At 65.2% G+C, this 6,368-nt stretch carries 9 protein-coding genes; 5 read left to right on the forward strand and 4 right to left on the reverse strand.

The features are described from left to right. From MTBLM5_RS04855 to MTBLM5_RS04865, 3 genes are all read right to left on the reverse strand, one after another. Window positions 1-327, reverse strand: coding sequence for a type II toxin-antitoxin system PemK/MazF family toxin (locus MTBLM5_RS04855; RefSeq protein ID WP_173974663.1), 327 nt, complete (start codon window positions 325-327; stop codon window positions 1-3). Continuing rightward, complete coding sequence (locus MTBLM5_RS04860; protein WP_173974664.1) at window positions 324-563, reverse strand: antitoxin MazE family protein; 240 nt, start codon at window positions 561-563, stop codon at window positions 324-326. The genes MTBLM5_RS04855 and MTBLM5_RS04860 overlap by 4 nt, the downstream gene beginning before the upstream one ends. 158 nt (window positions 564-721) lie before the next feature. Further along, window positions 722-1,453 carry a diguanylate cyclase domain-containing protein gene (locus tag MTBLM5_RS04865; protein WP_173974665.1) on the reverse strand — a complete coding sequence of 244 codons (732 nt, stop codon included), beginning with the start codon at window positions 1,451-1,453 and terminating at the stop codon, window positions 722-724. Between the two features lie 129 nt (window positions 1,454-1,582). Here MTBLM5_RS04865 and purE point away from each other — a divergent pair, with 129 nt between their 5' ends. From purE to MTBLM5_RS04885, 4 genes are all read left to right on the forward strand, one after another. Beyond that, on the forward strand, window positions 1,583-2,098 hold the full coding sequence (purE, locus tag MTBLM5_RS04870; RefSeq protein ID WP_173974666.1) for a 5-(carboxyamino)imidazole ribonucleotide mutase: 516 nt from the start codon (window positions 1,583-1,585) through the stop codon (window positions 2,096-2,098). Window position 2,099: 1 nt separating this feature from the next. Then, on the forward strand, window positions 2,100-3,185 hold the full coding sequence (locus MTBLM5_RS04875) for a 5-(carboxyamino)imidazole ribonucleotide synthase (RefSeq protein ID WP_173974667.1): 1,086 nt from the start codon (window positions 2,100-2,102) through the stop codon (window positions 3,183-3,185). Window positions 3,186-3,254: 69 nt separating this feature from the next. Further along, on the forward strand, window positions 3,255-3,689 hold the full coding sequence (locus MTBLM5_RS04880) for a cyclic nucleotide-binding/CBS domain-containing protein (protein WP_173974668.1): 435 nt from the start codon (window positions 3,255-3,257) through the stop codon (window positions 3,687-3,689). Between the two features lie 158 nt (window positions 3,690-3,847). Then, on the forward strand, window positions 3,848-4,465 hold the full coding sequence (locus tag MTBLM5_RS04885; RefSeq protein WP_173974669.1) for a DedA family protein: 618 nt from the start codon (window positions 3,848-3,850) through the stop codon (window positions 4,463-4,465). Here MTBLM5_RS04885 and MTBLM5_RS04890 read toward each other — a convergent pair. Next, window positions 4,456-4,635, reverse strand: coding sequence for a hypothetical protein (locus MTBLM5_RS04890; RefSeq protein WP_173974670.1), 180 nt, complete (start codon window positions 4,633-4,635; stop codon window positions 4,456-4,458). The genes MTBLM5_RS04885 and MTBLM5_RS04890 overlap by 10 nt on opposite strands. Window positions 4,636-4,951: 316 nt before the next feature. On the opposite strand from MTBLM5_RS04890, the gene MTBLM5_RS04895 reads away from it, so the two are divergent. Further along, window positions 4,952-6,368, forward strand: a 1,417-nt coding sequence (locus MTBLM5_RS04895; protein WP_173974671.1) for a methyl-accepting chemotaxis protein, incomplete at its 3' end; no start/stop codon positions are given.

Below are 6,368 nucleotides of genomic sequence, written 5' to 3' on the forward strand. Positions count from 1 at the left end.
TCAGTCGGCAAGGCCGACAACCAGGGCCAGCAGACGCGACATGGCGGCAAGGTCGGCCTCGCCCAGCCGGCCGATGACGGCTCCGCATCGATCGCGACGAACCGCCAGGACCTTGTCGATCATGACTTGGGACGGCTGACGGAGTCCGGTGGAATCCGTGGGCAATAGGGAAAGCCGATAAAGCGGCGCGTCGCGCATCGTGCTGGTGACCAGACACACCAGGACGCTATCCGTCTCGTCCAACCAGTCCGACTGAACGATCACCGCCGGCCTGGGCTTGCCGTAATCTCCGGCGGCCGCGACGGTGACGACGTCGCCGCGCTTCACTGCGCGGCGCTCTCGCCGTCGTCACCAAGATCGGCGACCGCTTCGATGAATGCCAAGGCGTCGGCCTCTTCGGGACTCCCCTTGAGTATCGATGCCTGCCGATGTGCTTCGGCCCGGAATCCATCCGCCCGGGGGTCGGGAATCCACAGCCGCAGAAGCTTGAGACCACGCGCCTGCTGGGTCTCGCGGTAGCGGCGGAACTTGTTGGCGGCAGGCGGCTTGACCGATGCGACCATGACTCTATCCGATAGGTAGCGCACTACCAATCATTCTAGGTCGCGCCCCGCCTTATGGCAAGCCGAAGAAGCTCAGGTAACTTCGGATGTCTTCTCGCCAAGAGACACTCTTGTTAGGCTTGCATCGACAGTTCGGCACACCAACAGTCTTGGCGCCGTCACCCCAGCCCCCGCCGGTTCCTATCGGCCGCCGCCAGGGCCTGTTCCGCCCCCTCGCCGCGACTCAGCACCGCCAGGCCGAAGGCCGGGGTCAGGGGGATCGACTGGCCCAGCCATGTGTAAGGCGGGTTCTTGATGCGGATGACGATGTCGGCCAGCTTGGCCCGGGCCTGGTTGTCGTCGGACCCGGCCAGCAGGATGGCGAAGTCCGAGCCGCCGATGCAGGCGACCAGATCGCTGCCGCGCAACGAGCCCAGGATGTTGGCGGCGATGTGGCGCAACGCGCCTTCGCCGGCGGCCAGTCCGTGCAATTGGCGCAGCGCCTCGACGCCGGCCACCTGAAGGGTGGCGATGATGCCGTGGGCGTCGCCGCTGGCCAGGAAGGCCTCGACCTCGCGGATGAAGGCGCGGCGGTTCAGGCATGGCACCACCGAATGGCGGTCGGCCTGGCGCTCCATCCATTGCTCGCGCCGGCTGAAATGGTCGGCACTGGCCCGCAGATGCTCGAGCTCGCTCAAGAGCGGGACCAGGGCTTCCAGCAATTCAGGCGTCACCTGCTCGGCCGGCAGTCCCAGCACCGACGAGATGGAGGCAGCGTCGGGCTTGGCCTTGGGTTCGGCCGAAACATAGGCGCCGGGGGGCAAATGCCGGCGATACGGTTCACGCTCGCGCGCGAACTCGTTGATCGCCGTCAGGCGGAAGACACGTTCTGTGCGATACTCGTCGGCCATGATGGGACGCGGTTTTCTTCCGTTCGAGCCTTTATGTTATCACACTTCACAAGCTTCTTGCACCGGCTGCCGCGATTTCTATAATCGCCGCTTTTCCCGGGACCATCCCCGTCGGAAGAGGAATATCCAATGAGCAAGGCCAAGCCGCAGGTCGGAATCATCATGGGCAGCCAGTCGGACTGGGAGACCATGCGACACGCCGCCGAGGTGCTGGCCGAGTTGCAGGTCCCCTTCGAGACCCGGGTGGTGTCGGCCCACCGCACCCCCCAGCGCCTGGTCGAATACGCCACCGGCGCCAAGGACCGCGGCCTTTCCGTCATCATCGCCGGAGCCGGCGGCGCCGCCCACCTGCCCGGCATGGCCGCCAGCATGACCACCCTGCCGGTGCTGGGCGTGCCGGTCGAAAGCCGCACCCTGAAGGGCGTCGATTCGCTTTATTCCATCGTCCAGATGCCGGGCGGCGTTCCGGTCGGCACCCTGGCCATCGGCAAGGCCGGCGCCATCAATGCCGGCCTGCTGGCCGCCTCGATCCTGGCCTTGGCCGATGCCGCGCTGTCGGCCCGCCTGGAAGCCTGGCGCGCCCGCCAGACCGACAAGGTGGCCGAACTGCCGGTCGATCCCGACCGCCCCGAACTGATCGCCTGAGATGTCCGCCGCTCCCCTGCCCCCCGGCTCGACCGTCGGCATCATCGGCAGCGGCCAGCTGGGCCGCATGGCAGCCCTGGCCGCCGCCCGCCTGGGCTATCGCGTCCATGTCTATGGCCCCGAGCCCGACAGCCCGACCGAGCAGGTCGCCGCCGCCGCGACGGTGGCGGCCTATACCGACCTCGCGGCGCTGGAGGCCTTTGCCCGCGCCGTCGATGTGGTCACCTTCGAGTTCGAGAACATCCCCGCCGACAGCGTCCGCCTGCTGACCGGCCTGGTCCCGGTCCGCCCCGGCTGGCGGGTGCTGGACGTAGCGCAGGACCGCATCTCGGAAAAGCGCTTTTTCAACGAAATCGGCATCGAGACGGCGCCGTGGGCCGAAATCAATTCGGCCGACGATTTGAAGCAGGCGGTGGCCCGCATCGGCCGGCCGGCAGTGCTGAAGACCACCCGGCTGGGCTATGACGGCAAGGGCCAGACCAAGATCGGCCCCGACACCGACCTTGACCAGGCCTGGGCCGCCATGGCCGGCGCGACCAGCGTGCTGGAAGGCTTCATCGACTTCGCGGGCGAAGTGTCGGTGATCGTCGCCCGCGGCCTGGACGGCAAGATCCAGGCCTTCGAGCCGGCCTGGAACGTCCACACCAACCACATCCTGGACACCACCACCGTCCCCGCCCCCATCGACCAGTCCTTGGCGCAAGCCGCCATCGAGGTGGCGCGCAAGGCGGCCGAGGCGCTGGATCTGGTCGGCCTGCTGGCCGTCGAGATGTTCGTGACCAAGGACGGCCATATCCTGGCCAACGAGATGGCGCCCCGGCCGCACAATTCCGGCCACTGGACCATCGATGCCTGCGTGACAGACCAGTTCGAGCAATTCATCCGCGCCGTCTGCGGCCTGCCGCTGGGCGACCCGATCCGCCATTCCGACGCGGTGATGAAGAATTTGATCGGCGACGACGTCAATGACTGGCTGGCCATCCTGTCCGATCCCGACGCCAAGCTGCATCTTTACGGCAAGGCCGAAGCCCGCTCGGGCCGCAAGATGGGCCACGTCACCCGCATCGCGCCACGCCGGGTCGGCTGACCAGTGGGTTGACGCGCCCCCGGCCGGTGCGGAATTCTTGACGGCAACCAACGAAATCGGGGGATGACCATGAGCCAGCGTTTGATCAAGGATGTCATTCAAAGCCAGTCGGTGGCCACCATGCCCGCCACCGCGACGGTGCGCGAGGCCGCCATCGCCATGGCCAAGCGCCGCATCGGCGCCATCTTGGTGATCGAACAGGGCGTGCTGGCCGGCATCTTCACCGAACGCGACGGACTGTTCCGCGTGCTGGCCGAAGGGCTGGACCCCGAAAGCACGCCTTTGGCCGCCGTGATGACCCGCAACCTCACGACCATCACACCGGACAAGCCGTTGGTCAACGCGCTGCACCTGATGCACGAAAACGGCTTCCGTCACATGCCGGTGGTGGTCAAGTCGGTGCCGGTCGGCATGCTGTCGGTACGCGACGCCCTGGACTTCGAATTGGTCAGCCTGCTCAAGGACATTGAAAAGAAGGAAGCGCTGACCGAAATCCTGCGCTGACGCGCGGGATCGATGACGATCCGGTAACATCGGCTTTTCTTCGTTGACGCTCGCGTCCCGATACCCGATGAATTGCCTAGTGTGGTGGCCTGCTTATCCCAGAAACTCGCAGGCGAATTTCTGGGGCAGGACACTAGCCAGCCATAACGGACGTTGCCTTGGAAGACCTCATCCAGACGATTCTTACCCAATATGGCTACCTGCTGTATCCCGTGATCCTTGTCTGGACCTTCGTCGAGGGCGAGACGGTGGTGATCATCACCGGCGCCATCGCCTCGGAAGGCAAGTACAACATCAGCGTCGAGGGGCTGGCCCTGGCCGCCCTGGCCGGCAGCTTCGCCGGCGATCAGCTTTACTATTACATCGGACGCCGTTACGGCACGCCCCTGCTGGCCCGCTGGCCGACCCTGGGCAAAAAGGTCGATTGGGCCTTCCATCTGGTCAAGACCCACCCGGTCCTGTTCATCTTGTCGTTCCGCTTCATCTACGGCATCCGCAACATCGCCCCGTTCGTCATCGGTATTTCCGGGGTGTCGCGCGTTCGTTATTTCATCCTGAACCTGATCGCCGCCGCGATCTGGGCGCATTCCTTCGCCTGGGGCGGCTATTGGCTGGGCCGGGCGCTGGAAACCTGGCTGGGCGACCACAAATGGACCATGCTGGGCGGCTTCGTGCTGGCGGCCGTGATCATCGGCGGCCTGGGCTACATGAGCCAGAAGCGCAAGATGCGCGCCGCCGAAACCACATCCGAACCCGCCACCCCTGCTCAGGACTGATCATTTTCGTCGGTCGGGGCCTTGGGCGGCTTGGGCGGGCGATTCTTGTCGTCGTTGGAAAAGCGGAATCGCCCGGCCAGGATGCACCCCTTCATGCCGGGGTCGCACGGGCGACCGGCCACCCGGCCGCACCGGCCCTTGATCTCATGCGGGCACCCCCAACCGCTCATGGCGTCCACCCTCCGAATCGCGCTTCGAAGCCAGTCTACCCTCGACGACACCTTGGTTGAAGCCCGCCAGAACCCGCGGCCCGACCACCAGCGATTGGCTTACCACCCCAACAGGCAGTCCCTTATTACGGGATGCTGCACCTGCGCACAGCGGCCAACCGAAAAATCTGCCCAGAAATCCAGGGGTTAGCGAAAGATTTTCGCTCGACGGCCGCGATTGACCACCCCCCTTTGGATTTGCTTTACTGACGGGATAAACACGACCCGGCAAACGGGCCGAAATAAGAAACCCTAGATTTCATCAGGGAGAAGCAGGATGGCAGGAACCGAGGGCGAGGTGAGCCCGGACCAGGCCAAGGGCGACCACTTCGCGTCCGAGGTTCTCGAGAAGATCGAGGCCTTGAGCCTTGAGGTCGCCGACGTCGCTGGGACCATCGACGGCTTGGCCAAGTTCGTCAAACACCAAGAAGACCTGTTCGCCCACCTGAAGACCATCGCCCATACGATGGCCGAGGCCATCCGCCGCATCGATTCCGCCGGACGCGAGACCCAGGACGTCACCGAGGCCGCCGGCCGCCAATCGGCCGATTCGCTGGAAACCATTTCGTCGGCCCTGTCGGACATCAACTTGCTGGTCGGCGCGGTTCAGGGCATCGAGGAACGCCTGGAAGAGCTTGAGGGCGCCCTGGGCGAGGTCTCGACGATGTCGCGCGACATCCAGAAGATCGCCCGCCAGACCAACCTTCTGGCGCTCAACGCCACCATTGAAGCGGCGCGAGCCGGCGAAGCCGGCAAAGGCTTCGCCGTGGTCGCCACCGAGGTCAAGGGGCTGGCCCGCCAGACCGCCGACGTCACCACCGGCATCGACGATACCGTCGGCAAGCTGTCGGGATCGGTGACCGACCTGATCACGTCCTCGACCGACACCTTGAAAATGGCCGATTCGGTCAATTCCGGCGTCGGCGTCATCAACGACGCCGTGGCGGTGTTCGGCCAGGCCATCGGCACCGTCGAAGAACGTGTCGCCGACATTTCCAGCGCGGCCTCGACCTCGCTCAGCCAATGCTCGGACGTCATCGTCGAGATCGACAAGTTCTTCGAGGGTATCTCGATGACCTCGGAATCGTTGCGCCGGGCCGACGAGCGGATCGCCTCGCTGCTGGCCAATTCCGAGGAACTGATCGGTTTCATCGCCGATTCGGGCTATCGCACCGGCGACACCGCCTTTATCGAGCTGGTCAAGGAGGTGGCGGGCAAGGCCGCCATCCGGTTCGAGGAAGGCCTGGCCAGCGGCCGCGTCACCATGGACGATTTGTTCGACGAGAATTACCAGGAAATCCCCGGCACCAACCCGCAGCAATTCATGACCCGGTTCGTGCACTTCACCGATACCATCATGCCCGAGCTGCAAGAGCCGGTGCTGACGTTCGACCCCCGCGTCGCCTTCTGCGCCGCCGTCGATCGCAACGGGTTCCTGCCGACCCACAACAAGAAGTTCTCGCAGCCGCAGGGCAGCGACCCGGTGTGGAACAATGCCAATTGCCGCAACCGGCGCCTGTTCAACGACCGCACCGGTTTGTCGGCGGGGCGCAACACCAAGAGCTTCCTGCTGCAGACCTATCGCCGCGACATGGGCGGTGGGCAGTTCGTGATGATGAAGGATGTCTCGGCGCCGATCAGCGTGCGGGGCCGCCATTGGGGCGGCGTGCGCATCGGCTATCGCATCACCAGCT

Source organism: Magnetospirillum sp. LM-5 (genome assembly GCF_902729445.1).
Classification (GTDB): Bacteria; Pseudomonadota; Alphaproteobacteria; order Rhodospirillales; family Magnetospirillaceae; genus Magnetospirillum.